Consider the following 26,539-nt stretch of genomic DNA (forward strand, 5'->3'; position numbering starts at 1 on the left):
CCTATTCTTTTATTTCCTTTAAAAAGCTAGTACCGTATTTGGGTTTAACTATCGAAAAATTATCTGCAATTGTTGCCCCAATATCCGCAAAACTTTCACGAATTGCTAATGATTCTCCTGTTTCGATACCCTTGTGATGGACTAAAAGCGGTACATATTCCCTTGTATGGTCTGTACCATGATGAACAGGGTCATTACCATGATCAGCAGTGATAATGAGTAAATCATCTTCATTCAACTTTTCGAATATTTCCGGTAATCTTGCGTCAAACGCTTCTAAAGCATCTCCGTATCCTTGTGGGTCTCGTCGATGACCATAGATTGCATCAAAATCAACCAAGTTTAGAAAGCTTAATCCGGTGAAGCTTCTATCCATTGTCTCAATTAACTTATTAACACCATCCATATTTGAAACTGTCCTTAATGAGTCCGTTACGCCTTCTCCATCATAGATATCAGCGATTTTCCCAATAGCAATTACCTCATACTTTTCATCCTTTAGTTCATTCATTACTGTTCGCTCAAAAGGCTTTAGTGCATAATCATGACGGTTTGGTGTACGTTCGAATGCACCTGGTTCGCCAATAAATGGTCTGGCAATAACACGCCCCACCATATAATTAGGTGATTTTGTTAAAACACGTACATACTCACAGATTTCATATAATTCTTTTAAGGGAATAATTTCTTCATGGGCAGCAATTTGCAAGACAGAATCAGCCGATGTATATACGATTAAATCACCTGATTTCATGTGTTTTTCACCTAAATCATCTAATATTCCAGTCCCAGATGCTGGTTTATTCCCAATCACTTTTCTTCCTGTTTCTTTTTCTATTTGATTAATTAGTTCATCAGGAAATCCGTTAGGAAACGTTCTGAAAGGAGTATCAATATGAAGGCCCATTATTTCCCAATGGCCAGTCATCGTATCTTTACCTGCAGAAGCTTCTTGCATTTTACTATAATGAGCCGTTGGTTTATCCGCTTTTAAAATCCCTTCTATTTCCCTGATGTTACTTAACCCTAACTTTGCCATATGTGGCATATTCAACCCGTTTCGATAAGATGCAATATGGCCTAGTGTATCTGCACCTATATCGTTATAGTTAAAGGCATCTGGTGAAGCACCAATTCCTACAGAATCTAATACAATTAAAAAAACCCGTTTAAACCTTGTTTCCATGTTGTATGCCTCCTTACAAATCAAATTCATTTAGGATTGTAAAAATGTTTTTGCAATCCAATCTACTAACACGCCTCCGCTAAATACGCCGACTATTCCTAATACCCCGGCCAGAACAGGTGGTGCTGGTAATGGTAATTTTAATAACTTAAAAACAACTCCTATTACTAAACCAGCCAATAAACTTAAAAATAGTTCTTTCATGATGATTCTCCTTTTGTGTGAATGGTTAAACTATTATCGTTAGACGTCCAACCTCTCTGTTGTTTAAAAATTAGGGTCCAAGCGTTTGGACCCTAATTTGTTCATCTAACTACTTATTCATGAATAATATCATAAACTAAAGGATGACGTTCGACAACCTTTTGTGTAATGGTGTACGAAGCATAAATCTTTTCAACTGCTTCTGTTACTGATTCAGAATTGCTATGAATAGTTACGAGTGATTCACCTTTAGTTACTTTATCCCCAACTTTTTTGTTTAAGACAAGACCTACAGCTAAATCAATGATAGAATCTTTTGTCGTTCTTCCTGCACCTAAAATACTTGCAGCAATGCCAATTTCATCTGCAGTAATTTCAGATACGTACCCATCTTCTTTTGCTTCCACTTCAAACGTGTATGCCGCTGCTGGTAACTTACTAGGTTGATCTACAACAGATTCATCTCCACCTTGAGAAGCTATAAATGTTTTGAACTTTTCAAGAGCTAGGCCTGTTTCAATCGCATGTTCTAACATGGATCTGGCTTGATCAATCGTTTCCGCTTCACCTGCTAAATAAACCATTTGACTCCCTAAAGTTAAACAAAGTTCATGAAGATCTGCAGGACCTTCTCCCTTTAACGTATCTATTGCTTCTTTTACTTCTAGTGCATTTCCAATTGCAAACCCTAAAGGTTGGTTCATATCAGAAATAACAGCTATTGTATTACGTCCAGCACCATTACCAATCTGAACCATTGCTTGCGCTAATTCTTTTGCACCTTCGATATCTTTCATAAATGCACCAGATCCTGTTTTCACATCCAAAACAATGGCATCAGCACCCGAAGCAATTTTCTTACTCATAATCGAACTAGCAATTAATGGAATAGAATTTACGGTTGCTGTTACATCTCGCAAGCCATAAAGTTTCTTATCTGCAGGTGTTAAATTACCACTTTGGCCAACCACTGCAATATTATTCGTATTAACTAGTTCATTAAATTTCTTACTACCTAGTTCCACTTCGAATCCTTTAATAGATTCTAGTTTATCAACCGTTCCTCCTGTATGACCCAATCCACGACCAGACATTTTCGCAACAGGGACACCAACAGAGGCTACTAGTGGGGCTAATATTAGGGTCGTTGTATCACCGACACCACCAGTACTATGCTTATCAACTTTAATGCCTTTTATATCTGATAAATCAATCTGATCACCTGATTCCGCCATTGCCATCGTTAAGTGAACTCTTTCAGAATTTGTCATATCTTGAAAATAGATAGCCATCGCTAGAGCTGACATTTGATAATCAGGAATATTTTCATTTGTATATCCTTCTATAATAAAATCTATTTCTTGTTTTGTTAATTCTTCACCATTTCTTTTTTTACTAATTAGATCTACCATTCTCAATGTCATCATCACCCTTTAGGATAGTTTAATTAAAAGAACATACCAGCAATTGCTGCACTTAGTAATGAAGCCAGCATACCAGCTGCAACAGCACGCAATCCAAGTCTAGCAATGTCTCCACGACGATTTGGTGCAAGCTCACCAAGTCCACCAAGTAAAATTGCCATAGAGCTCAAGTTAGCAAAACCACATAATGCAAAACTAACAACTAGATTCGTCTTATCTGACAAGTTAGCCATTTCTGGAGCAAAAGCAGCATAAGCGACAAATTCGTTTAATACAAGTTTTTGACCAATGAAGCTTCCGGCAATAACTGCTTCAGACCATGGCACACCAACTGCAAAAGCAATCGGAGCGAAAATATAGCCAAGTATTCCTTCAAGTGTCAATCCTCCAAAGATTCCTAGAATTCCATTGATTAACGCTATAAGAGCAATAAACGCTAATAACATTGCCCCTACATTTAAAGCAAGCTTCAGTCCATCTGTTGCACCTTTAGCAGCTGCATCAATGACATTTACTGTATCTTTATCTTTCTCTAATTCCAATGAATCCGATGTTGCAGATCTTTCTGTTTCTGGCATCATTATTTTCGCCATAATTAATCCAGCTGGTGCAGCCATGAAACTCGCTGCTAACAAGTATTCAAGTGGAACACCTAACAAAGAGTAACCAACAAGAACAGAACCCGCTACAGAGGCAAGTCCTCCTGTCATGACAGCGAACAGCTCTGAATTTGTCATTTTTGCTAAGAACGGACGAACTACAAGTGGTGCTTCCGTTTGACCGACAAATATATTTGCAGCAGCAGACATAGACTCTGTTTTACTTGTGCCTAATAGTTTTGATAAAGCACCACCAATTACTTTTATAAATAATTGCATGATTCCAAGATAATATAAAACCGATATTAAAGCTGAAAAGAATATAATAATTGGTAATACATGAAAAGCAAAAATAGTACCAAATTCCTCACCATTAGCTAAGGAACCAAATAGAAACCCTATTCCTTCATTAGCATAATCAATAACATTTTGTACACGTAGTGTAAACCACTTCAGTGCAGCTCTTCCTGCCTCCCATTTCAAAACAATAAAAGCAAATAAGATTTGGATTGACAATCCACCAAGAATAGTCCTTAATTTAATCGCTTTCTTTTTACTTGAAAACAGAAATGCTATCGACAAAACAACAAAGATACCAAAGATACCCCATAATAAATTCATATTGTCCACTCACCTTCATAGTTTGATTAAAAATGTAATCGTTTGTATTTCGTATTAAAAATAATTATTTTCACTACACAAACAACAAATTAAAGTAGGATGTCCAACAACTGAGTGTTTTTGTATCCCCTTTCATCGTAGCTACAATATAACTATAAAGGTGAGACGTCCAACAAGTCAATCTTTTTTTAAAATTTATTTGTTTCCACTTTTTTCTATGTAAATTAAGGTATAACTAAGCTCCCGGCAAATAGCTTGGTTTCATTACTCCATTACCGAAAGCCCCATCTATTTATATGATTTTTCACCTTTTCAAAAAACACATTAGAAAACTCGTTTTCTAAAAACACTAAAACTAATTTGGTCGGATTTAAAGAAATTAAGTGAGTACAACACTGGATTATCTGATAAGTCATAATGAATTTGTTTTAAAATTAGCAGAGGAGTGTCAGCATCACAATTTAAAATCTCTGAGATATCTTCATGATAACCAATTGTTTTTATATCGGCTTTGGCATAACTTATTGTGATTCCTGCTTCTTCTTGTAGCGAGGTTAGCATGGACTCCTCATTAAGTTTGTATCCTTTTGCGAGAAGGTTCGCTGGAATTTTATCTATACAATAAACAAGAGGGGATCCGTTTGATGTACGAACACGTCTAACCAAGAGTACTTGTTCATTTTCATTTAGTTGCAATTCTTTTATATCATCACTATGCGGCTCTACATAACCAGTAAATATAAGTTCCGTTCCTGGGGTTTTTCCTTCTCTTTCAATCATATCTGTAATACTAAACAGTTCTTCAATTCCACCAGAAAATACCGGTTTTTTATTTACAAATGTCCCTACTCCATGCTTTCTGATAATAATATTCTCTTCCTCTAAAATACGTAACGCTTCTCTTAATGTATTCCTTGATACACGTAGCTCTTTAGCAAAATCAGTTTCTGATGGCAAGCGCTCACCTGGTTCTAGTTCTCCATCATTAATTTTTCCTTTTATTTGTTCAATGACAATTAGATAACGTGGTGTTTGATAGTTATAATTCATACTCGACCCTCCCATATGAAGTTATTTTACATTTATTATAAAGCCCTTACAAGCTATGTTTTATCTTTTGGAAAATAGAGCTTCACTCTACTACCTATTTAAAAGGATTGGCGAATTTGCCAATCCTTTTAAATATTAGCAACAATCCTCGATGCCCTGAAGTACAAGACCTTTTTCTCCGTCTTGTTCCTGACAATCTAAAATTAAGCTATTTGTTTGATCTTTTATAATTGGGTCTATCGCAACCACGATTCCATTAATTTCTTGCACTTCATCATCCGCTTGTGGCTCATCCAGAGCCACTCCTATTTTAGGACTTCCTCAGCCCATGCCTGCAAAGTGAATTCGTAATGCTTGTTTGCCTTCTTGTTTCATAATATCAGTTAATAATATTTTAGCTTGTTCACTAATCTTCATAGTTGATTCACCTCTTTCTACCTTATTGTACTATAACTAGAATACTTACAATAATGGTAAGTCTTTTGTTTTTGTTTCTTTTTTAACTATTTCCGTCTTCTGAATACCAGTCCATGTAGCTAGTTCCTGATTAGAAGGATACCCACCTATTTTTTGTACTTGCTTATCCACTAGCACAACGGGTAAAGCATCAATTCCTTGTTCTTCTAATAACTTTTGAACTTCTTTTTCATCAACAAAAAACTGAGGTTCGTTTCCTAAGTTATAACGCTTGATATCTACACCTTTTTTCTCAAGTAAGAACACAGCATTTGCTATTCTCGTAAGCTCTGGGTCTACATGAGGTCCACATACCCCTGTTGGACAACATAACGCTGGATCAAAAATTTCTATCTTAGCCATTCATTTGCCTCCTAATTAACAATTTTCTGAAGAACTTATTTACCTGTGTTTGCAAACCTTTCAATACGTTCACCAATTTCGTCACGAACACGTTGAAAGAAAGCCCACTTTTCTTCTTCGGTTCCTTCTGCTTTTGCAGGGTCATCAAACCCCCAGTGTTCTCGTTCCTTGTTAGGAGGTGTCGCTGGACAAACATCATTGGCATGTCCACATAGCGTAACTACCAAATCTGCTTTTTTAAGTAAATCCTGGTCAATCGTATCAGATGTTTGATTAGATATATCAATTCCTACTTCCTTCATTGCTTTGATAGCATTGGGATTGACACCATGCGCTTCTATTCCTGCTGAATACACATCATATTTTCCTTTCAGATGCTCTTTCCCCCATGCCTCAGCCATTTGGCTTCTGCAAGAATTACCTGTACAAAGAAAATAAATAATTGGTTTCGCCATTTAAAAAACTCCTTATTTGTAATTTGATTTTGTCTATACTGTTTGAGTTATATAATTCTATATAGATAGATTTATATAAATAAGTGATCCAAAAATGTAATAAGTTACTTTCTAATCACAACACACTCTCAAGCCTTTTTTTTCTAAATCTATAATTTTTTCTTGTTGTTCTGGAAAAAAGCTCGTAATACTTTCGATTAGTGGATATACCTGAGAATCTGTGTTGATTCGGTAAAATATCCATTGTCCTTGTCTTCGTTCTTTTACAATCTCAGCAGCTTTTAGTTTTTTAACATGTTGACTAATGGAAGGCTGGCTCATCTGTAAGATTTCAACAAGTTCACAAACGCAACATTCATCATGCATTAATAAACAAACTATACTTAATCTTGTTTTATCACCTAGTAACTTCATAACTATTGAACCATGTTCAACATCTAGCTTATTTATTGTCGTCATACGCATTCCTCCTAACCTAATTCAAACAATAAAAACTTACGCTTTCGTTATTTGTTTTAATCGCTCAACACCAATAATGTCATCGGCTTGCCAAGGAACAATGATTGTTTCTGATGCCAACTCATTAAATACTCTTTCAATCCACGTTTGCTCCGCATAGGCCCTGCCTTTTAGGACTGGATCTTCTGTGGTAGTCGCTTGAAAGCTTTGATTTATAATCCACCATTTCGGTTCAATCTTTGCGCGACGTAAATCTTCTTGTAAACGATTCGCTTCATGAACAGGAGTGGCTTCTGGCAACGTAACTAGAGCTACAAAGGTTTGATTTGGATCACGAAGCCGCGGTATCAATTTCTGCACATAGGCTGGCATCTTTCCGTTTGCTCGCTCCACTTCCTGGTGATAAGACTCTGCTGCATCTAATAGTAGTAACGTATGTCCTGTCGGCGCGGTATCAATAACAACAAAAGCGTCGTCCGATAGATCTACTGCTTTTGCAAAGGCTTGAAACACGGCAATCTCTTCTGTACAAGGTGATTCCAAATCCTCTTTAACAAATGCAATTTCATCTTCTGTTAGCGAATCATCTAATTTTTCCAATACTTGTTTTTTATAGAGATCTACCTCATGTTTTGGGTTGATACTGCTTACCGTTAGATAATCAGAAAGTTGGGTCTCATCTAATACATGCATAAGGTGAGCTGCAGGATCTGTGGTTGTTAAATGAACTTTATGTCCTTTTTCAGCTAGTCCAACTGCAACCGCAGCTGCCATTGTAGTTTTGCCTACGCCACCTTTGCCCATTGTCATAAATACACCATGCTCATTATTACTAAGCTGGGCTACTATCTTTTCCAGAGATGGCAATTGCATGTCTAAATTTGATTCGTACTTTCCCTTATTACCGATTTCACTATCTATAAATAAATTCTTCAAAGCATTAATTCCTGTCAAATTATACGGCACAAGGGGTAAAAAATAGTTTCTCATATCATATAATAAATTCGAAATCCCCTTAAGCTCTTGTTGCTGCTTTTCCTCTAATTTACAGGCTACTAAGTCATTGGATTGTCGTTTGAATACCCCGTTAATGATTAGCGACTGATTTGTAATCCCTAATTGGTTTAGTTCTAAAGAAGCTCTTTTTGCCTCATCTAGTGAGGAACGATCTGGTCTAGCGACTAACACAAGTAAGGTTTCCTCTTTGTTTGCCAATGCTCGCATCGTTTTTTTATATAAACTTTTTTTCTTTTCCAATCCTGCTAGTGGCCCTAAGCAAGAAGCACCGTGTGTACTCTCATCTAGAAACGAATTCCATGCTGTTGGTAGCTGTAACAATCGTAACGTATGTCCTGTCGGTGCCGTATCAAAAATAATATGGTCAAACTGTTTAGTCGTTTCTTCATTTGCTAATAAATTTGTAAACTCATCAAATGCAGCAATTTCTACTGTGCAAGCACCTGATAATTGTTCTTCCATATTTGTTATGGCAGCCTGAGGAAGTTTACCTCGGTACGGCCCAATAATTTTCTCGCGATACTCCAATGCTGCTTGTTCAGGGTCTAAATTTGCAGCGTAAAGATTAGGAATAGTAGGAATTTGGGTAGGATATGTTTCTAGTTCCATCTCAAATACATCTTGTAAATTAGAAGCAGGATCTGTACTTACAATCAGTACTTGTTTCCCTAATTCCGCTAAAGCAACAGCAGTAGCACAAGCAGTAGAGGTCTTCCCAACTCCACCTTTGCCAGTAAAAAATAAATTTCTATTGTTTGAGATTAGTTCTGGACGTAAACGTTCCATTGCAAAACTCCTTATATATATTTCATATTGGTATTTTAATTACATTCTAACATCATTATATTAGCAATCAATTATATAATCAATTGTTTATATAAAGAACATTAACACCTTAAAGCATTGTGATTTTTTTCACATACATAGGAGTTTAATTTGTTTATTATTAGATTATCAACAATGAATAGTACTTCTTTCAAGACTATATTAATTATACGAAAGTAGGTTCATTAACAATGACAAAACTATTATATATTACAGCAAATCCATTCAATGAAGAAAGGTCATATGGTATGGCTGTGGGAAAGGCATTTATTGACAGCTATAAGGAAGTACATCCGAAAGATGAAGTGACACATATCGATTTATATAGTGAGAACATTCCCCACATTGATGCCGATGTTTTCCAAGGATGGGGTAAACTTCAATCTGGACAAGGTTTTGAAGCATTGTCTGTTGAGGAAAAAGCAAAAGTAGGACGACTAAATGAATTAAGTGAACAATTTGTAGAGGCAGACAAATATGTCTTTGTCACACCACTTTGGAATCTTTTATTTCCACCAGTCATGAAAACCTACCTTGATTCTGTTGCAGTTGCTGGTAAAACATTTAAGCATACGGAACATGGAACAATTGGCCTTTTAACAGATAAGAAGGCGTTGCATATCCAAGCAAGTGGTGGTGTCTATTCTCACGGTCCGTCTGCAGATAAGGAAATGGGACATCGATACTTAAAAGTACTAATGGGTTTTTTCGGTATCCCTTCATTTGAGGGTCTTTTTGTCGAAGGACATGATGAAATGCCTGATAAAAAAGAAGAAATCCAAGCAGACGCGATTGCACGGGCTAAGGATTTGGCGGAAACATTTTAGCAGAACAAAAGCTCAGGGCGCCTTGCTGGACGTTGCACATGCAATAGTCAGTTATCCACAGGACACTAAATCTATAATTTCCTATGCTAAAACAAAAGCAGTCGATTACGACTGCTTTTTTGTATTGATGTAATTACTATCACATTACTCCCTTTGAATTAGCATTGTGGGGATCTATATAGAGAGTATATAAGTGTTAAAGTTTACTATAGAATAGAACGTGATATATTTCTTGATCCAAAATCGATTTATCTTTTCTTTTTTTGAGGAAAAATAAAATAAGATAAAGTAATGATTCCATCAATTACTAATACTAACGTCCAGACTCCTGTAACTCTACCAACTACTTCATCGTCAAATAACCCCTTTTCAATTAAATTAGAAATTAATTCACCACTCGAAAACAACGTTTGTAAGTCACGTAAATCATAAAAGAAAGCCAATACCAAAGTAATGATACTAAAAAAAGCAATATGTAAACCAAATCCTTTAAGCTCATGTATAGCATATTTCATTCCATACAATTGCTCATCTTGTCCCTCTGGCTCCAGTTCCTCACCTTTCCATTGCATAATCTTTCTTTTAATTAAACGGTCCAACTTTTTAAAATCCTTCTTACCAAAAGTGAACGCATAAATAAGAAAAACAGTGATGATTACTTGGAAAGTGTCAAACCTACCTGTGTTCCTATAATCAAGTATTCCAATAAACAACAAGCCTACATCACTTAGTAACCAGATAACGATAAAGTATTTGCTCCATTTTTCTATATTGAACAAATATCTAGCGATTAAGAATCCGATAATCGTTAGCCAAAAAACAATTTCTCCCGTAATGAAAAATACCCATTTATATTGAAGAATAAAATCAACCATTACGTTGTTCCTCTTTTCATATATAGTAAAAACATTGTCTAGATACATAGATTAATTTTTAGTAGACAACCATCTGATTGGATTTGGTGTTACTAATAATTTCCGTACTTTCCATAGCCACCGGACTGCTTTCCACACGAATAGTTGACTCTTCCAAACATCTATCCACTCTCGTATATAAGGTCTCTATATCTAGTATATAAGTTAACGCGATTCAGATTACAAGTATTTTTTTAAAATATTTTAGCATAACCTTACTTTTCTTCTCTTTATAGATATTTTTATTTTTTATTGATAATGATTATCAATATCGTTTATAATATTGTTAACTTGTTTATAATTATAACTTTACTTGATTAGATAGACGTTTCTTTAATTTTTATATAGGGAGTGGGTATATTTTGAAGGAAAACGAAAGCTTTGATGTAACGATAATTGGTGGAGGACCTGCTGGATTATTCTCAGCTTTTTATAGTGGATTAAGAGAAATGAAAACAAAAATTATAGAATTTCAGCCACAGTTGGGTGGGAAAGTACATGTATATCCTGAAAAGGTAATTTGGGATGTTGGTGGTCTTCCACCAGTCTCAGGAGCGCAACTAATAGACAATATAGTAGAACAAGGGCTAACCTTCCAGCCTGAGGTTGTCTTGAATGAAAAAATAGAATCCATTACACGTAATGAAGATGGTTTGTTTGTTCTAAAAGCCGCTTCTGGAAGGGAACACTATTCTAAAACAGTAATCATAGCTGTAGGAAGTGGAATATTAAAACCTCAAAAACTACATATTGAAGGAGCAGAAAGATTTGAGGTTGCTAATTTACATTACACAGTAAAATCTTTAAAGCATTTTAAAAATAAAACAGTAATCATTTCTGGTGGAGGAAATTCTGCAATCGATTGGGCCAATGAATTAGAGCCAATCGCCAAGAAAGTGTATTTAACCTATCGAAAAGCAACCTTAACAGGGCATGAGTCTCAAATATCACACTTGATGAATAGTTCGGTGGAATGCTTATTTAATTCCTCCATTACTAAGCTAATTGCTGGTGTAGAGGAGAAGTCCATTGGGCGCGTAGAGTTAACTAACAATGATACTGGTAAGGTTAGCCATTTACCTGTCGATGACGTTGTTATTAATCATGGATATGATCGAGATGCATCTTTACTAGAGAATAGCCAACTAGATATAAAATTAATAGATGACTACTTTGTTGCAGGCAATCCTACTAGTGAGTCTTCGATAAAAGGGCTCTATGCTGCAGGGGACATTCTAAAGCATGAAGGAAAACTACACCTGATTGCAGGCGCTTTTCAAGATGCCGCAAATGCTGTGAATAATGCAAAAACATTCATTCAACCTGATGCACGTGATACAGGAATGGTTTCCTCTCATAATGATGTATTCAAAAAGCGAAATAAATCGGTAATCGAACAGATTGTAAAATAGCACTGCCTATAAGAAAATCGCTGGGCGCCTTCGAAACAAGAAAAAAACTTGTTTCGAAGGTGCCTTTTTATGTAACATTCCTTAAGACCCTCGAGGTGGTAGGAGTTAGAAGGACTGTTTTTGCATGTAGCTACATTAGTGAATTTAATAATACGCTAGACCAAAAAACAGTTGCGTCCCTACTTATCGCACAACTTAACCACCCTTCCACGTATGCAAATTATTTATCAAGGTGTGTCAAATTATGAATACATGTTTGACTATCTTGACATGTAGTTTTTCTTTTCATATATGTTCCTTTGTTTAGCAACCAAATCGTTAAAAATCCATCGCTTTTTTAGCGGAATGGAATGTTAAGCATCGTTGACACCAAAATCATGACAAAGAAAAGTTATCTGTCATATGTAGCTACCACCTAAAACTTCTTCTTTTATTTTATTTGTTAAACCATAAATATGACAAATCTATTAGGAAAGACTTATACCATGGATGGAAAACAAATGACTAATAAAAGGAGTGAGTAAATATGGCGTTGAATGAAAAAATTCCACATGACAAAAGTCTAGACAATAGTTTAAATCTTATGCAAGAAGGATACTTATTCATTAGTAATCGAGTCGAACGGTATAAATCAGATTTATTCGAAGCAAGGTTATTAGGACAAAGAGTTATTTGTATGAGTGGTGCAGAGGCAGCAAAGCTGTTTTATGATGATGAAAAGTTTAGACGTAAAGGCGCAGCACCTAAACGGGTTCAAAAGACCTTATTCGGTGAAAATGCCATTCAATCGATGGATGGTGAAGCACACATTCACCGAAAACTCCTGTTTATGTCCCTAATGACACCAACACATCAGAAACGATTAGCAGAACTTGCAAAGGAACATTGGCAAGCTTCTATTTCAAGTTGGGAAAAAGCGGATAACGTTGTTCTTTTTGATGAAGCAAAAAGAACTTTATGCCAAATTGCCTGCCTTTGGGCCGGAGTACCATTAAAAGAGAATGAAGTTACGATGCGAGCAGATGATTTTATTGACATGGTTTATGCATTCGGAGCGGTTGGACCACAACACTGGAAAGGAAGAAGAGCAAGAACTAGAGCTGAGGAATGGATTAGAAGTGTAATCGAGGATGTGCGAACAGGCAATCTAAAAGCAGAACCGGGTTCAGCACTATATGAAATGGCTTATTATACAAAAGCAGATGGAACTCAACTAGATATGCAAATGGCTGCGGTAGAACTAATCAATGTGTTACGGCCAATCGTAGCAATTGCCACATTCATTACATTCTCGGCTTTAGCTCTACATGAACATCCTGAGCATAAACAGAGCCTTCACCCTGAAAAGGTTAATAATCTAGAAATGTTTGCGCAAGAAGTTAGGCGATACTATCCATTCGGACCTTTTCTTGGGGCTCGAGTACGTAAAAGTTTCATTTGGAAAGATTGTAAATTTAAAGAAGGCATGCTAGTACTACTTGATATGTATGGTACGAATCATGACGCGCGAATATGGGAAAAACCGAATCAATTCCGTCCAGATCGTTTTATCGATTGGAAGGGAAGTTTATTTGAATTCATTCCTCAAGGTGGGGGCGATCCTGCTAAAGGACACCGTTGTCCGGGAGAAGGAATTACTGTTGAAATTATGAAAGCGAGTTTAGATTTTCTTGCAAATAGCATTGATTTTGAAGTTCCAAATCAAGATTTAAACTATAGTCTTGAAGAAATGCCCAGCCTTCCTAAAAGTGGATTTGTTATGAGCAATATAAAAAGAAAATGATATTTAAGTTTTTGCTAGTTGAGCCTCATAACTGATTCTTTTAAAGTGTTTCAAGAAAAAAAGAAGTTCTGCAACAGTTACCTCTTTACAGAACTTCTTTTTTATATTAAATTAATATCATAATATGACTACAAAAATAGCTTTCTTAGTGCACTAGTTCTGCACTAAGTTAGGATGTATTATTTAAATAACTTAATAACTTTGTTTAAAACCTTCTTGTCCTTTGCTGTCACAGTTCTTGGTTTCTTTGGAGATACAACACTAAATCCGTCTTCTTGATTATCAACTGTTACAATTTGCAAATAAAAAGGTTTTGATTTGCGGTCTCCACCTAAATATCCTTTGAGAAATTTCATTCTGTTGGCTGAACTTGTCATTTCGCCATTATAATCCCATTCAATGTCATTTTCATATCTCTTGTCCATTTTTTCCTTTAGTGCCAATGCTTCTGAAACAGCTTCTTTTGGAGTTTTAAAGAATGAATTTCGTCTATTCATTCCTCTCATTTTAAACCCATCTCCAGCCTTTGCTTGATATAACATACTCGTCATTTTGGTCATCCTTTCTGTATTGGTCTCACACCCTCTGGGCGGTTTTCTCTACACCAGAAGACCACAGGGCTTTTCCCCTTTCCTATCATTATACGCTTTTTTACCAACAAATACCACCTTACTTCATACAATCTTGTTTATTTGTTGAAAAATTGGGGAGAAATATGATTATATGTTAGATTTTTATTGTAATTAATTCTACCAGTGTTATGGTAGTAATAGCAGACTAATAAAAATTGCGAGGTAGTAAAATGAGAAATAACAATAAATTTGAGCAAAAACAAAAGGTAACTATTAAATCTACAGGGGAAACTGTCACAATAAACAAATGGACGTATGTTGAAAATATGAAGCGTTACTCTTACACAGTTGAAGAATATCCGAATACATTTTATTTTGAGGAAGAAATTGAGTAGGTAGAGACAAATACTACTTCTTTCAAACGGAAACTACCTCAGTTTCCGTTTTATTTTTTGTTTTAATGGATAACACCACAATAAGTAATCCCTTCTTCACCTTTATCTAATTTATACTATAAACAACTTGTCTCTAACCAAGACTCAACAATTGCAACTGGTTTTTTACCTAAAGCAAGTGCTACATCTGTTGTACATTTTTCAATAAAATATTTTAAAATATTGCTAGAAGTTAGAGTGCTTACTAGTGCACATTTTCAAATCAATTATATACTGATTAGTCTATTTATCGAAAAAAAGCCCCTAAAATGAGGCTTTTTAATCTGGTTTTTATATCCAAAACCAAGGTGCTAAAGATAAACCAACAATTGATCCTAGTAAAATCCCCGTTCCAAAACCAGCGCCTGGTCCCCAGAACCCATATCCATAACCACCGAGGTTTCTATGAGGCCCAGACCCACCTAAAGGACTGATATATACTTTATGACGATCCACATGTTCAATAATACCTTGGTGTACCTTACCATCAACTGTTCTAATGACAACTGGTTTTTTCATATATCTAGTACAAAGCTCATGATAATGACCAACAGACATTAACTTCACCTCCATATTATCTTTACTCTTACTATACGTATAAAAAAAAGAGATGATAGGGTGATTAACCCAACTTATAAGCGAAATCTTATTAATCAATATTTAATGTTTAAATCAAAACCAAAAATAGTGGAAACTTTACAAAACAACACAAAAAAAGCCAGACTCTGATACATGAATTCGTATCGATAAGTCTGGCTTTCTTAATAATTTGTTGTTACTTTATATCTTTCTTCAAAATCCCCAACATAATAGCTGTTATAGCAGCTCCTATTAGAATTGCTAATAAATACATGAATGGATTACCTTCAAGTAGTGGAAAGACAAACGCTCCACCATGTGGTGCTGGTAAGCCGATGTTAAATAACATTGATAAAGCACCCGCAACCGAAGAACCAACCACGATTGACGGAATAACTCTACCTGGGTCAGCTGCAGCAAACGGTATCGCACCCTCTGTAATAAATGATGCACCCATAATATAGTTTGATTTTCCTGCATCTAGTTCTTGTCTCGTAAATTTCTTAGCAAAAAACGTTGTTGCTAAAGCAATCCCTAGTGGTGGAACCATTCCACCAGCCATAATTGCTGCATGTGGCAATAAAATTCCATCTGCGATCATTGCTAGACCAAAAGTGTAAGCAGCTTTATTTATTGGACCACCCATATCAATGGCCATCATTCCACCTAATATTAATCCGAGTAAAACAGCATTGGTAGTTCCCATTCCTTCTAACCAGCCACCTAGTGCTGTGTTGAATGCACCAACAGGACCTTCTACTACAAAGAACATAATCATACCAGTTGCAAAAATACTTAATAATGGATACAGTAAAATTGTTTTAATACCATCTAATGATTGCGGCATTCCTTCTAATAATTTTTTTAATCCAACGACAATATAACCTGCCAAGAAACCGGCAATAATACCACCTAAGAATCCTGAATTACCTTGGGCTGCCATGAATCCACCTACCATACCTGGAGCAAGCCCTGGCCTATCGGCAATACTCATTGCAATGAATCCAGCAAGTACAGGAATCATTAACCCCATTGCGTTACCGCCACCAATTGTATTTAGCGCTTCAGCAAATACATTGTAGTTCGAATCATCCTTGAGATGTGATTCAATACCAAACATAAATCCAAGTGCTATTAAGATACCACCACCAACAACGAAAGGTAGCATGTGTGAAACACCATTCATTAAGTGTCTATAAAATGCGTTAAGATTTGATTTTCCACCACCACTGGGCTCTATTGTTGATGAACTTTTACCACCTTGATAAATAAGTGCATTACCATTGATTACTTTTTCAATTAATTCTTTTGGTCTACGAATCCCATCAGCTACGGCAGCTTCTACTACTGGCTTGCCTTTAAATCGTTCCATATCTACCTTCGTATCAGCGGCTATTATGATACCATCTGCTTCCTGTATTTCTTTTTCAGTTAAAACGTTCTTCGCCCCACCCGAACCACGCGTTTCAACCTTTATATCAATCCCTAATTCTTTACCTTTGGCTTTCAAAGCATCTGCGGCCATATAGGTATGTGCAATTCCTGTTGGACAAGCGGTGACAGCAAGAATCTTTTTACCTTCGATTGCTTGAACACCCCCTGATTCATCTTCTATTTTCTCTTTTTCCTTCTGATCTATTAACGATAAGATTTGTTGTGTCGAGTTTGCTTGTAATAATTTTTTTCTAAATGATTCATCCATTAACATCGAAGACAATCTTGCTAGTGTATCTAAATGTTCGTTATTAGCACCATCTGTGGCAGCAATCATAAAAAACAAATGACTTGGCTTTTGATCAAGTGCTTCGTAATCAACACCTGCTTTTGACCTTCCAAAAACAATCGAAGGAACCTTTACTGCATCTGTTTTGGCATGGGGAATTGCGATACCATCGCCAATTCCAGTGGTTCCTTGGGTTTCTCTAGCCCATATTTCTTTTTTAAATTTATCTTTGTCTACTAATCTTCCAGCAAACCCTAGTTTTTCAACAAGTTCATCAATAACAGTAGACTTTGATGTTGCATGTAAATCTAAAATAATTGTTTCTGATTTTAACAACTCTGTTATTTTCATCTGATTTCCTCCTCAACTTTCTTTATTAATAAAATTTCCCCACGTTTTGCTATATTTTCATTCACAAATATTCCATCAAATCTCACCAAGGAAAAGATTGATTTAAGATAGATAAATCATTCCTCAACAACCTCTATGACTGTTTTTGAACGATACTCAGAAACAATGTCTGGATCTTTTTCATCTGTAATAATAATGGCATCATCAAGTTCACCAATTTGTGTGAAGGTAACTTCATGAAATTTTGTGTGATCCGCAAGAACATATACTTTCTGCCCTAGTTCTAAAGCTAATGATTTTAATGCTGCTTCTTCTGGATCTGGTGTAGTTAAACCATACGTAAGGTGTACACCATTCACACCTAGAAATGTTTTATCAAATCTAAATTTCCTCAGACTATCCACAGCAATTTGGCCAATCAATGCACCGGTTCTTGGTTTAGCAAAACCGCCTAGCAAGTATGTTTGAATATTCTTTTCTAATAGAGGCTCTAAATGATTAAGTCCGTTCGTTACAACAGTTAAATCCTTTGCAGTGATATATTTAATCATCTGATACGTAGTTGTACCTGCATCTAAAAATATACAATCCCCATCCTGAATTAAATTGGCCGCATATTTTGCAATTACCTCTTTTTCCGTTAAGTTTTTCGTAGACTTTTCCAATATGCTTGGTTCATCTCTTTTTTGTTGAAGTAACGATGCACCTCCATGCACACGCTTTAACTTGTTCTTCTTTTCCAGTTGACTCAAATCTCGACGGATAGTTGATTCAGAAGAATTTAATTGCTCAACAAGTTCTTGAATTCTAACAATTTCTTTCTCATCTAATAACTGTAAGATAACTTGATGTCGTTCAGCAGTTAGCACTTGCTAACACCTCCACTCTTATTATTAACCGTTTTCAAAATCAATCATTATAATTCATAAATAGTCATTTATTTAACTATGTACCTTTTTAGAATATTATTTACTAGCTCTTATTCATATAATAACTGAAGCGTTTTCATATATCAATCATTTTCTTTCAATTTCATTTAAAATCATTCAAATATGATTGGTATAACTTCTCCTTACTACAAAATTCAATCACTTTTAAACGTTTTGAATGCAAAAATGCGTTCAAACATCGTGAACGCATTTTTATTATTATTTTCATTACGATAGGTTTATATTTATAAAAAATTCCGTTACTTAAACCATATTTTACTTAAGAGGTAAATGCCTTCTTTAATTTCCACTTCATTTAATCCACCAAATCCCAATTGAATTTTCGGAAAATCTATCGACCTATAATCTGTCCAATAAGGCGAAGTTGGATATACGCGTATCTTTGCTTTTTTAGCTAGTTGAATTAATGTTTCTTCGGTTTCTGATAACTTAATTTCTAATAATATATAAACACCTGATTTTTCACCAACAACATTAACATTCATGCCCATATACTTAGAAATTGCTTTAAGAAGCACCTCCCTCTTCTGTCGGTTAAGCTTCCTGATTCTACGAATGTGTCTCGTTAAATAGCCCCTTTCGATAAATAACGCAAGCGCTTCTTGGTGAATTTTAGATACAGTTTGGTCATAAGAAGCATACATTTTTTTATATTGATTCAGCATGCTTTTAGGTAATACCATATAGCTCACTCTTAAAGCAGGGGAAAATGATTTAGAAAACGTACCTAAATAGATAACCCTCTCATTTAGATCAAGGCCTTGAAGTGAAGGAATTGGTCTCCCAACATAGCGAAATTCACTATCATAATCGTCTTCCAGAATATAACCTTCCGTTTCTATCGCCCATTTTAATAATTGTCTCCTCTTTGTAATCGATGTAATCACACCAGTTGGATATTGATGAGACGGTGTGATATAAACTATTTTGTTTTTACTTTTTTTTAGCTCGTTTACAGATATCCCGTCCGCCTCTACTCTAATTGGTTCAACGTCTAGACCGTGATTAAGGAAAACATCTTTAGCACCTTTATATCCAGGATTCTCAATTGCAATCGATGATTCACATTGTTTAAAAATCAAACAAAGCATTCCTAATAATTGTTGTGTACCAGCACCAACAACTATTTGTTCTGGTGTGCAATTTACTCCTCTTGAAAAATGTAAATAGTAAGCAAGTTGTTCCCGCAAACTCATTTCCCCTTGTGGATGACCATAGTCAAAAATACTTCTATTATGAAGTACCTCATTGGAACACTTTTTCCATTCACTGATTGGAAAAAGTGCAAGATCTATCGATGCTTGATGAAAATCAATATGATAATCTACTTTTTCAAAGCTAGAATCTGATTCTGCCAATGGAAAAGGCTTGTGCCTTTTAACAACACTCAATTCCTCATCTATTTGCTGAATATAAAAACCTCTCTTAGGTACGCTCTCAATATATCCTTCTGCTAGAAGCTGTTGATAAGAAGATTCAACTGTATTTTGACTAATATCTAAGTAAAGTGCTAATTTTCTTATCGAGGGCAATTTTTCATTTGCTTGATACCGTCCGCGTTCAATCTCTTGCTTTATATAGTTATATAATTGTAAATAAATAGGACTTCCATTCTTATTTTCTAATAATGGTGTTATTTCTATCATTTGTCACTCTCCATCTGTACCCTTTAAAAAAAGAGAAACTGCCACTTTTAAAAAGGCCAGTTATTAATTATGATAACTATAGCAAACCGTATGAACTTTGACTATTAGCAGACGGAAACTTGGAGGCGAACAATGAAGAAAAACTCAATAATTACAACAGCAAATCTAGATGACATTGACATGCTCGTTCAACTATTTGAGAATTATCGATTATTTTACGGGAAAAATCAGGATACAGAAAAAGCAACAAAATTCTTAAAGGAAAGATTAGTGAATAACGAATCAGTAGTATTTATTGCGAAAGATTACGAAAACCCCTCTATTGGTTTGGGGTTTGTCCAACTATATCCTTCCTTTAGCTCCGTCTCGATGAAGAAAATATGGATTCTAAATGATTTATATGTAGAGGAAAAGGCTAGAAGAAAACGAGTTGCTAGCCAATTAATGGAAAAAGCAGAGGAATTCGTAGAACAATCCGGTTCAGAACATATCGTCTTAGAAACAGCTATTGATAACAAAAATGCTCAATGTCTTTATGAAAAAATCGGCTATCTAAAAGAAACTAATTTTTACACCTATGAACTAGTATTACCTAGGAAATAATCATCTAAATTAACATTAAATTAATTGAGCCTCTTATGCGTCTGAATTACTAGTTTAATTTTATTTCAAACCGGGGATAGTCGTTTACAAGGAGGTTGATTATTATGCCTTGGGATACAAACGATTATCCTAGTTCACTTAAAAATTTAGAAACCGCTATTCGTAAAAAGGCTATTGATATAGCAAATGCCATGATTGATGAAGGTTATAAAGAAAATCAAGCGATTCCAATTGCAACTAAACAAGCAAAAGAATGGTATAAAGATGCTAGCAAACAGGAAATTAATCAGGTGGAACAGATGAATGATTATAATTTACGTTCCCATGATAAAGAGGACAAAAAAAGTCGTCCTGAGTTATTAGACAACGACGAGCATGTCATTCCGCATGAGGATGGTTGGGCAGTCCAAGCTAAAGACGCTCAAAAAGCCGCTTACGTATTTGAGAGAAAACAAGAAGCTATTTATCAAGCGAAAGATATTGCTAAAAATAAAGGCACAAAAGTAATCATTCATAAACAAGATGGCGAAATACAAGATCAAATTAGTTTTAGTTCCTAATATAGTTCACCTTTTAAAGCTGTAACTGATTGATTGTAAAGCTTCCTATTACTCTACAGCACAATAATATAAGCAAATCGATCAGTTACAAAACTTTTCCTTATATTATATCCACTCTATTCATTACGTTTTTTAAAATCTCCTCTTCTTAAGTCCCAATATATTCATAGAGAAAGATATAGAAGCTTTATGGATTATATAACGATGTATATAAGATTTATAAAAAAATATGGATAACTTCAAAAATGCTAAACAACAAGAAATGCTAAACAAATGTTTAGCATTTCTTGTTTTATACCTCCTTGTTTTAGAAGGTGAATACAATTCCTATTTTCTTATATTATATTTCCAAGCCTTATCCTCATCAATCATCCGCTTTGCCGCATAGATAAGAATAAATTGGATAAGAATTATCGGCAGACCCATTAGACCGGAAATAACCTCTAAAGGTGCTAAGCCACCAATACGCATTAATACAAGTGCCAGACCTGTAATGACTGCTGCGACAATAATTCGCAAGACCTTCGGTGGTTCATACTTACTCATATCATTTGTACTCGTATAAGCCGCAATTGTATATGTTGTTGAATCAAGTGTTGTCGTTAAGAATATAAGAGCTACTATTATAAATATGATAATCGCGAACTCTCCAAAAGGAAGGCTAGATAATATTTCTGGAATAGCTGCCATCCTATCCTTTTCTTGGACTACTTCTAATACAGATAATTCCCCTGTAAGATATCGATGCACTCCCAAGCCACCAAGAACTCCTGTCGCTACCCAAGAAATCAAAGTTGGTGCTAAGAGATACGTAAGAATCATTTCTTTAATAGTTCTTCCTTGAGATATTTTGGCAGCAAATACACTATGAAGCAATGCCCAAGTGGCACTATATGCAAACCAAAATACGGTATTACTCTGAATGTGTGATGCTTCTTCTTGATATACAGAATCTGTATTTAATGAAATATTAAGATAGTTTGACAAGAGAAATGAAAAACTATCAGAGAAATAATTTATTATAAACACGCCTGGTCCCGCCACTAATATAAATAAAGTGAATAGACCAGCCAAATACATATTAAAAGTACTTAAGCGTTTTATCCCTTTTTCAATTCCCAAGTATGCGCTAAGTGAAAATAAAAACACCCAAATAATAGTAACAATAATAGTCATTCCAAATGTCACTTCTATACCTAATAAAGCTGATAAGTTATGTGTAATAATGGGTGCTCCTAATCCAAGCGTTACGGATGCACCAGCTAAAATACTAACTAAAAATAAGATATCTAGTACTTTTCCACCCAGACCATCTGTAAACTTATCTCCAAAAATGACTCTGCAAGCTTCCGAGATTCTCATCAGTGGCTTTTTTTTCACATGTAAAATATATCCCATTGCAGGAGCTATAATGACAAAAATAGCAAAAACCTGAAAACCCCATAAGAACATACTATAAGCGTTGCCCCATAAAAGCGCTTCTGCTGATCCAGCTTCTACTCCAGCAGGGGGATCATTGGCGACAGACGTCCACTGTAACATTCCTGTCCGCATTAATGTAGATCCCACACCCATAGCGATAAGAATAGATGCATATTCAAATAGGCTAAATCGAGGTTTTTCTGCAGGATCACCTAACACGACTTGTCCATACTTTGAAAAAGATAAGTATAATCCTGCTACGACTAAAATAATCCCATACCATAAATATCCCCAACTAAATACTTCGACGATATAATCAAAAATTGCGTTAAGTAATTCCAATGATTCTGCTTCATATAAAGCAAAAGGGATAGTAATTCCAATAATTATTAACAGAGATGGTACGAAAATTTTATAGTCAATTAACTTTTTATTATACATAGATATCCTCCTCTTTATTCTCTTTTCTAACACCTCTTCTCTTTTACCCGTTTATATTAAAATATAACTAGATATCAAAAAAATCTCTAATTAAGTATTTATGAAAATTCATAATACATACAATAAGATAAGAGAATAAATACCTAAGGCGGTCATCATTAATCATTTCATTAATATAACAGTCATTCCTAATCAATTACGGTATTATACTATTCTTGAAATTAATGAATAAATAACAATCCTCGCTCCCGCAAAGAATACTTTTTTTGAGATGGTCATATCGTTTTCCAGGTATCCTTTATTACTTTACCTCTCATCATTCATGCTTTCCTTGACACTGTTGTCGATTTAAATCAATTTGCTCCACTTCAAAATCCACATTTTTTAAAATTGTTAAGCATATCGGGAGCTTGGAATTCTTATATATAAAGGAGGTCCGGACTCTGTTTCTAATGCTTTCCACTCAATTTCGTTAAAGAACCTTGGTGGAAACCAAAACACAATAAGGATATGACTGTGACGAAAGCTTGCGGAGAAGGTTAAAAGATTTGCAGAATGCATGTAAAAAAATCATCTTCGCAATTGAAAAAGTTGATTTCCATAACAGAAAACCAGCTTTTTTTTCTTATATTTAGGCTTCAACATCATAGCCTTGTTCTTCAATAGCTTCCTTCATAACATCATCATTTACTTTAGATTCATCGAAAGTAACATCTACACTACCAGCCTCTAAATTAACTTCAACTGCTGACACACCATCTATTTCTTTTAGTGCACCCTCAACTGACATTTTGCAATGACCACATGTCATGCCTGTTACGTTTAAAGTTTTTCCCATTACCTTTTCACCTCCTTTAAATGGTCTTTTTATAGTTTCACTCGTTTTAAGCGTAGCGAGTTAGAGACAACACTAACCGAACTTAATGCCATTGCTGCACCAGCTACCCATGGCGCAAGTAATCCGAGTGTTGCAATTGGAATCCCTGCTGTATTATAACCAAAAGCCCAGAATAGATTTTGGCGGATATTTTTAATCGTCGCCTGGCTGATTTTGATTGCTTTTGGAATTAGCAATAACTCACCACCTAGAATCGTTACATCAGCAGCTTCAATTGCTACTTCGGTTCCTGTACCAATAGCAATTCCAATATCTGCAATTGCTAATGCTGGAGCATCATTTACCCCATCTCCAACCATTGCAACCTTTTTACCACTATTCTGAATTTCTTTAACTTTATCAGCTTTTTCTTCAGGTAAAACTTGAGCGATTACTTGGTCAATGCCAACCTGTTTAGCTATGGCTTGTGCTGTTCGTTCGTTATCACCTGTTAACATGATAACTTCTAGGCCAAGTACTTTTAACTCTTTAATTGCTTGTGGTGCTGTTTCTTTAATCGTATCTGCAACAGCAATAATTCCACGATACTTTTCATCAATTGCAATTAACATCGCTGTTTTTCCATCAACTTCATAATCAATCAATTCTTGTTCCGCACCACCAACATCGACTTGATAATCTTGCATTAGTTTTCGATTACCAACAAGAATACGCTTGTTAGAAATCGTAACTTCGATACCGTGTCCAGGTATAGCAGTGAAATCATCTACTTCAATCAAATCAATATCTTGTTCTGTTGCATAGGCAACAATAGCTTCTGCAAGTGGGTGCTCTGAACCTTTTTCTGCACTCGCGAGTAACTGTAATGTTTCTTCATCACCTGTAAAGTTTGTTACTTCGGGTTTTCCTTTTGTGATTGTTCCCGTTTTATCTAACACGATTGCATTTAATGCATGTGTACGTTCAAGATGTTCTCCACCTTTAAAAAGAATTCCATTCTCAGCAGCCTTTCCTGTACCAACCATAATGGATGTTGGCGTTGCAAGTCCTAAAGCACAAGGACATGCGATAACAAGAACAGCAATCGATGCGACTAAAGCAGGTTCAAATTGACCAGGCTGGACAAATATGATCCATATGGTGAATGTTAAAATGGAAATCACTACAACAATCGGTACGAAATAACCAGAAATGATATCAGCTAATCGTTGGATTGGTGCTTTCGAACCTTGTGCATCCTCGACCACTTTCACAATCGATGCAAGTGCAGTATCTTTACCAACCTTCGTCGCTCTCATTTCAATCGAGCCGTTTTTGTTTATGGTCGATCCTATGATCGTTGCGTCTACACCCTTTTCAATTGGAATGGATTCCCCTGTAATCATCGACTCATCTACAGATGTTCTTCCTTTTACAACCATACCATCTACAGGTATTTTCTCACCTGGTTTTACAACTAAGCAATCTCCAACTTCAACTTCTTCAACTGGAATCATAATTTCCTCGCCATTTTTTATGACGCGTGCCTCTTTCGCCTGTAAATTGAGTAATGAAGAAAGTGCATTCGTTGTTTGGCTTTTTGCTCTTGCTTCCAAATACTTACCAAATAAGATCAACGTTATTAATACAGCACTCGTTTCGAAGTATAAATGAGCCATATATTCGGGATTACCGATTGTCTTAAATGCTTCGTATAAACTATAGAAATAAGCCGCACTTGTACCTAATGCAACAAGGACATCCATGTTCGCTCCACCACTTCGAAGGTTCTTATATGCACCAACATAAAACTGCCATCCGATGATAAATTGCACAGGTGTTGCTAAAGCAAATTGGAACCATGGATTCATAAATACGTCTGGTATGTGCATGTTAAACAGATGAACAAACATAGTTACTAACAGTGGGGCAGACAAAACAGCCGAAATAATTAACTTCATTTTCATATTTTTAATTTGTTTTTCTTTATGTGTTTGCTTTTCTTCTGCTTCAGCTTTAGGTTTCGCATCATAACCTACACTTTTGATTTTACCAATTAATGCTTTCGCATCTACTAATCCAGGGTTATATTCTACGGATGCAGTTTCTGTTGTTAAGTTTACAGTTGCAAACTTAACCCCTTCTTGCTTATTCAATACCTTTTCAATACGGGTAGAACATGCAGCACAAGTCATTCCAAAAATATCTAACTCTGTTTTTTCCATTAACACACCGTAGCCGATATTTTCAATTTTCTTCGTAATATCATCTATGGAAATTTTTTCTGAATCATAGTCTACCGTTGCCTTTTCCGTTGTTAAATTGACTTGTGCTTCGACACCATCGATCTTATTCAATACTTTTTCAACTCGAGTAGAACATGCAGCACAGGTCATTCCTGTTATGCCTATTGTTGTATGATTTGTTTCGCTCATAATGGATCCCCCCCTTACTTAGAAAACTGTTTCATAACTTCCATTAACTCTTCAATGGCTTCTTTTCCTTCACCTTGTTTAATCGCATCACTAACACAATGATTGATATGGCGTTCTGTGACAGCAAAACCTACATTTTTTAATGCGGATTGTATTGCGCTAATTTGCACTAAAATATCCATACAATATCGATCATCTTCCACCATTTTCTGTATTCCACGAACTTGCCCTTCTATACGTTTTAAACGGTTAATAACTTTTTGCTTTTCATCTTGTGTTCTAGGTTTGCTTGGGTGATCTTGTAAGAATTCATCCAAATAAATCACTTCCCTTTCCTTTTATATACATACCATACCCCCGAATGGTATATATGTCAAATGAAAAGAAATAGTGGTTTCACGAACTTACTGT

General features: G+C 35.4%; 26 protein-coding genes. 6 read left to right on the forward strand and 20 right to left on the reverse strand.

The annotated features are described in order from the left end of the window. Position 1 precedes the first annotated feature (1 nt). The 10 genes from deoB to arsA form a co-directional block, all read right to left on the reverse strand. Positions 2-1,186, reverse strand: a complete 1,185-nt coding sequence (deoB, locus tag QQS35_RS12205) for a phosphopentomutase (RefSeq protein WP_285932435.1) — start codon at positions 1,184-1,186, stop codon at positions 2-4. A 30-nt stretch (positions 1,187-1,216) separates the two neighbouring features. Next, positions 1,217-1,390, reverse strand: coding sequence for a DUF1427 family protein (locus QQS35_RS12210; RefSeq protein ID WP_285932436.1), 174 nt, complete (start codon positions 1,388-1,390; stop codon positions 1,217-1,219). Between the two features lie 113 nt (positions 1,391-1,503). Next, a complete protein-coding gene (locus QQS35_RS12215) occupies positions 1,504-2,808 on the reverse strand; it encodes a pyrimidine-nucleoside phosphorylase (RefSeq protein ID WP_285932437.1) in 1,305 nt (434 codons plus the stop codon). A gap of 29 nt (positions 2,809-2,837) precedes the next feature. After that, entirely contained in the window at positions 2,838-4,034 is a 1,197-nt protein-coding gene (locus tag QQS35_RS12220; RefSeq protein ID WP_285932438.1) for a NupC/NupG family nucleoside CNT transporter, read from the reverse strand. A gap of 324 nt (positions 4,035-4,358) precedes the next feature. Beyond that, complete coding sequence (locus QQS35_RS12225; RefSeq protein ID WP_285932439.1) at positions 4,359-5,084, reverse strand: GntR family transcriptional regulator; 726 nt, start codon at positions 5,082-5,084, stop codon at positions 4,359-4,361. 135 nt (positions 5,085-5,219) lie between these two features. Then, positions 5,220-5,387: an iron-sulfur cluster assembly accessory protein gene (locus QQS35_RS12230; protein ID WP_285932440.1), complete on the reverse strand. Its 168-nt coding sequence runs from the start codon at positions 5,385-5,387 to the stop codon at positions 5,220-5,222. 159 nt (positions 5,388-5,546) lie between these two features. Next, on the reverse strand, positions 5,547-5,903 hold the full coding sequence (gene arsD, locus QQS35_RS12235; protein WP_285932441.1) for an arsenite efflux transporter metallochaperone ArsD: 357 nt from the start codon (positions 5,901-5,903) through the stop codon (positions 5,547-5,549). Positions 5,904-5,938: 35 nt separating this feature from the next. Beyond that, positions 5,939-6,358, reverse strand: coding sequence for an arsenate reductase (thioredoxin) (gene arsC, locus QQS35_RS12240; protein ID WP_285932442.1), 420 nt, complete (start codon positions 6,356-6,358; stop codon positions 5,939-5,941). Between the two features lie 111 nt (positions 6,359-6,469). After that, entirely contained in the window at positions 6,470-6,817 is a 348-nt protein-coding gene (locus QQS35_RS12245; protein ID WP_285932443.1) for an ArsR/SmtB family transcription factor, read from the reverse strand. Positions 6,818-6,853: 36 nt separating this feature from the next. Beyond that, the gene (gene arsA, locus QQS35_RS12250) at positions 6,854-8,620 is read right to left on the reverse strand and encodes an arsenical pump-driving ATPase (protein WP_285932444.1); all 1,767 of its coding nucleotides are present in this window, start codon (positions 8,618-8,620) and stop codon (positions 6,854-6,856) included. A gap of 230 nt (positions 8,621-8,850) precedes the next feature. Between arsA and QQS35_RS12255 the strand changes: the two genes are divergently transcribed. Then, positions 8,851-9,486, forward strand: a complete 636-nt coding sequence (locus tag QQS35_RS12255; RefSeq protein WP_285932445.1) for an FMN-dependent NADH-azoreductase — start codon at positions 8,851-8,853, stop codon at positions 9,484-9,486. A gap of 248 nt (positions 9,487-9,734) precedes the next feature. Here QQS35_RS12255 and QQS35_RS12260 read toward each other — a convergent pair whose 3' ends face one another. After that, positions 9,735-10,361 carry a hypothetical protein gene (locus tag QQS35_RS12260; RefSeq protein WP_285932446.1) on the reverse strand — a complete coding sequence of 209 codons (627 nt, stop codon included), beginning with the start codon at positions 10,359-10,361 and terminating at the stop codon, positions 9,735-9,737. 401 nt (positions 10,362-10,762) lie between these two features. On the opposite strand from QQS35_RS12260, the gene QQS35_RS12265 reads away from it, so the two are divergent. Both QQS35_RS12265 and QQS35_RS12270 read left to right on the forward strand, forming a co-directional pair. Further along, positions 10,763-11,812, forward strand: coding sequence for an NAD(P)/FAD-dependent oxidoreductase (locus QQS35_RS12265; RefSeq protein ID WP_285932447.1), 1,050 nt, complete (start codon positions 10,763-10,765; stop codon positions 11,810-11,812). Positions 11,813-12,344: 532 nt separating this feature from the next. Beyond that, positions 12,345-13,595: a cytochrome P450 gene (locus QQS35_RS12270; protein WP_285932480.1), complete on the forward strand. Its 1,251-nt coding sequence runs from the start codon at positions 12,345-12,347 to the stop codon at positions 13,593-13,595. Between the two features lie 179 nt (positions 13,596-13,774). Here the strand turns inward: QQS35_RS12270 and QQS35_RS12275 are convergent, their stop codons facing one another. Then, positions 13,775-14,146 carry a hypothetical protein gene (locus QQS35_RS12275; protein ID WP_285932448.1) on the reverse strand — a complete coding sequence of 124 codons (372 nt, stop codon included), beginning with the start codon at positions 14,144-14,146 and terminating at the stop codon, positions 13,775-13,777. Between the two features lie 251 nt (positions 14,147-14,397). On the opposite strand from QQS35_RS12275, the gene QQS35_RS12280 reads away from it, so the two are divergent. Beyond that, positions 14,398-14,562 carry a hypothetical protein gene (locus QQS35_RS12280; protein ID WP_285932449.1) on the forward strand — a complete coding sequence of 55 codons (165 nt, stop codon included), beginning with the start codon at positions 14,398-14,400 and terminating at the stop codon, positions 14,560-14,562. Between the two features lie 330 nt (positions 14,563-14,892). Here QQS35_RS12280 and QQS35_RS12285 read toward each other — a convergent pair whose 3' ends face one another. From QQS35_RS12285 to pdxR, 4 genes are all read right to left on the reverse strand, one after another. Then, a complete protein-coding gene (locus QQS35_RS12285) occupies positions 14,893-15,159 on the reverse strand; it encodes a hypothetical protein (RefSeq protein WP_285932450.1) in 267 nt (88 codons plus the stop codon). Between the two features lie 217 nt (positions 15,160-15,376). Next, a complete protein-coding gene (locus QQS35_RS12290; RefSeq protein WP_285932451.1) occupies positions 15,377-17,254 on the reverse strand; it encodes a PTS fructose transporter subunit IIABC in 1,878 nt (625 codons plus the stop codon). Positions 17,255-17,370: 116 nt separating this feature from the next. After that, complete coding sequence (locus tag QQS35_RS12295) at positions 17,371-18,123, reverse strand: DeoR/GlpR family DNA-binding transcription regulator (protein ID WP_285932452.1); 753 nt, start codon at positions 18,121-18,123, stop codon at positions 17,371-17,373. A gap of 320 nt (positions 18,124-18,443) precedes the next feature. After that, a complete protein-coding gene (gene pdxR, locus QQS35_RS12300) occupies positions 18,444-19,850 on the reverse strand; it encodes a MocR-like pyridoxine biosynthesis transcription factor PdxR (RefSeq protein ID WP_285932453.1) in 1,407 nt (468 codons plus the stop codon). Between the two features lie 132 nt (positions 19,851-19,982). Between pdxR and QQS35_RS12305 the strand changes: the two genes are divergently transcribed. Further along, the gene (locus tag QQS35_RS12305; protein ID WP_285932454.1) at positions 19,983-20,453 is read left to right on the forward strand and encodes a GNAT family N-acetyltransferase; all 471 of its coding nucleotides are present in this window, start codon (positions 19,983-19,985) and stop codon (positions 20,451-20,453) included. Positions 20,454-20,557: 104 nt separating this feature from the next. Next, positions 20,558-21,013, forward strand: coding sequence for a DUF2188 domain-containing protein (locus QQS35_RS12310; RefSeq protein WP_285932455.1), 456 nt, complete (start codon positions 20,558-20,560; stop codon positions 21,011-21,013). Positions 21,014-21,340: 327 nt separating this feature from the next. Here the strand turns inward: QQS35_RS12310 and QQS35_RS12315 are convergent, their stop codons facing one another. From QQS35_RS12315 to QQS35_RS12330, 4 genes are all read right to left on the reverse strand, one after another. Next, on the reverse strand, positions 21,341-22,876 hold the full coding sequence (locus QQS35_RS12315; RefSeq protein WP_285932456.1) for a BCCT family transporter: 1,536 nt from the start codon (positions 22,874-22,876) through the stop codon (positions 21,341-21,343). 631 nt (positions 22,877-23,507) lie between these two features. Then, positions 23,508-23,714, reverse strand: a complete 207-nt coding sequence (gene copZ / locus QQS35_RS12320) for a copper chaperone CopZ (protein WP_285932457.1) — start codon at positions 23,712-23,714, stop codon at positions 23,508-23,510. Between the two features lie 29 nt (positions 23,715-23,743). Continuing rightward, positions 23,744-26,128: a heavy metal translocating P-type ATPase gene (locus QQS35_RS12325; RefSeq protein WP_285932458.1), complete on the reverse strand. Its 2,385-nt coding sequence runs from the start codon at positions 26,126-26,128 to the stop codon at positions 23,744-23,746. Positions 26,129-26,142: 14 nt separating this feature from the next. Continuing rightward, positions 26,143-26,445 (reverse strand): metal-sensing transcriptional repressor, encoded by a 303-nt coding sequence (locus QQS35_RS12330; protein WP_285932459.1) that lies wholly within the window; start codon positions 26,443-26,445, stop codon positions 26,143-26,145. Positions 26,446-26,539 lie beyond the last annotated feature (94 nt).

Source organism: Aquibacillus rhizosphaerae, assembly GCF_030282825.1.
In the GTDB taxonomy this organism is placed as follows: Bacteria; Bacillota; Bacilli; order Bacillales; family Amphibacillaceae; genus Aquibacillus_C; species Aquibacillus_C rhizosphaerae.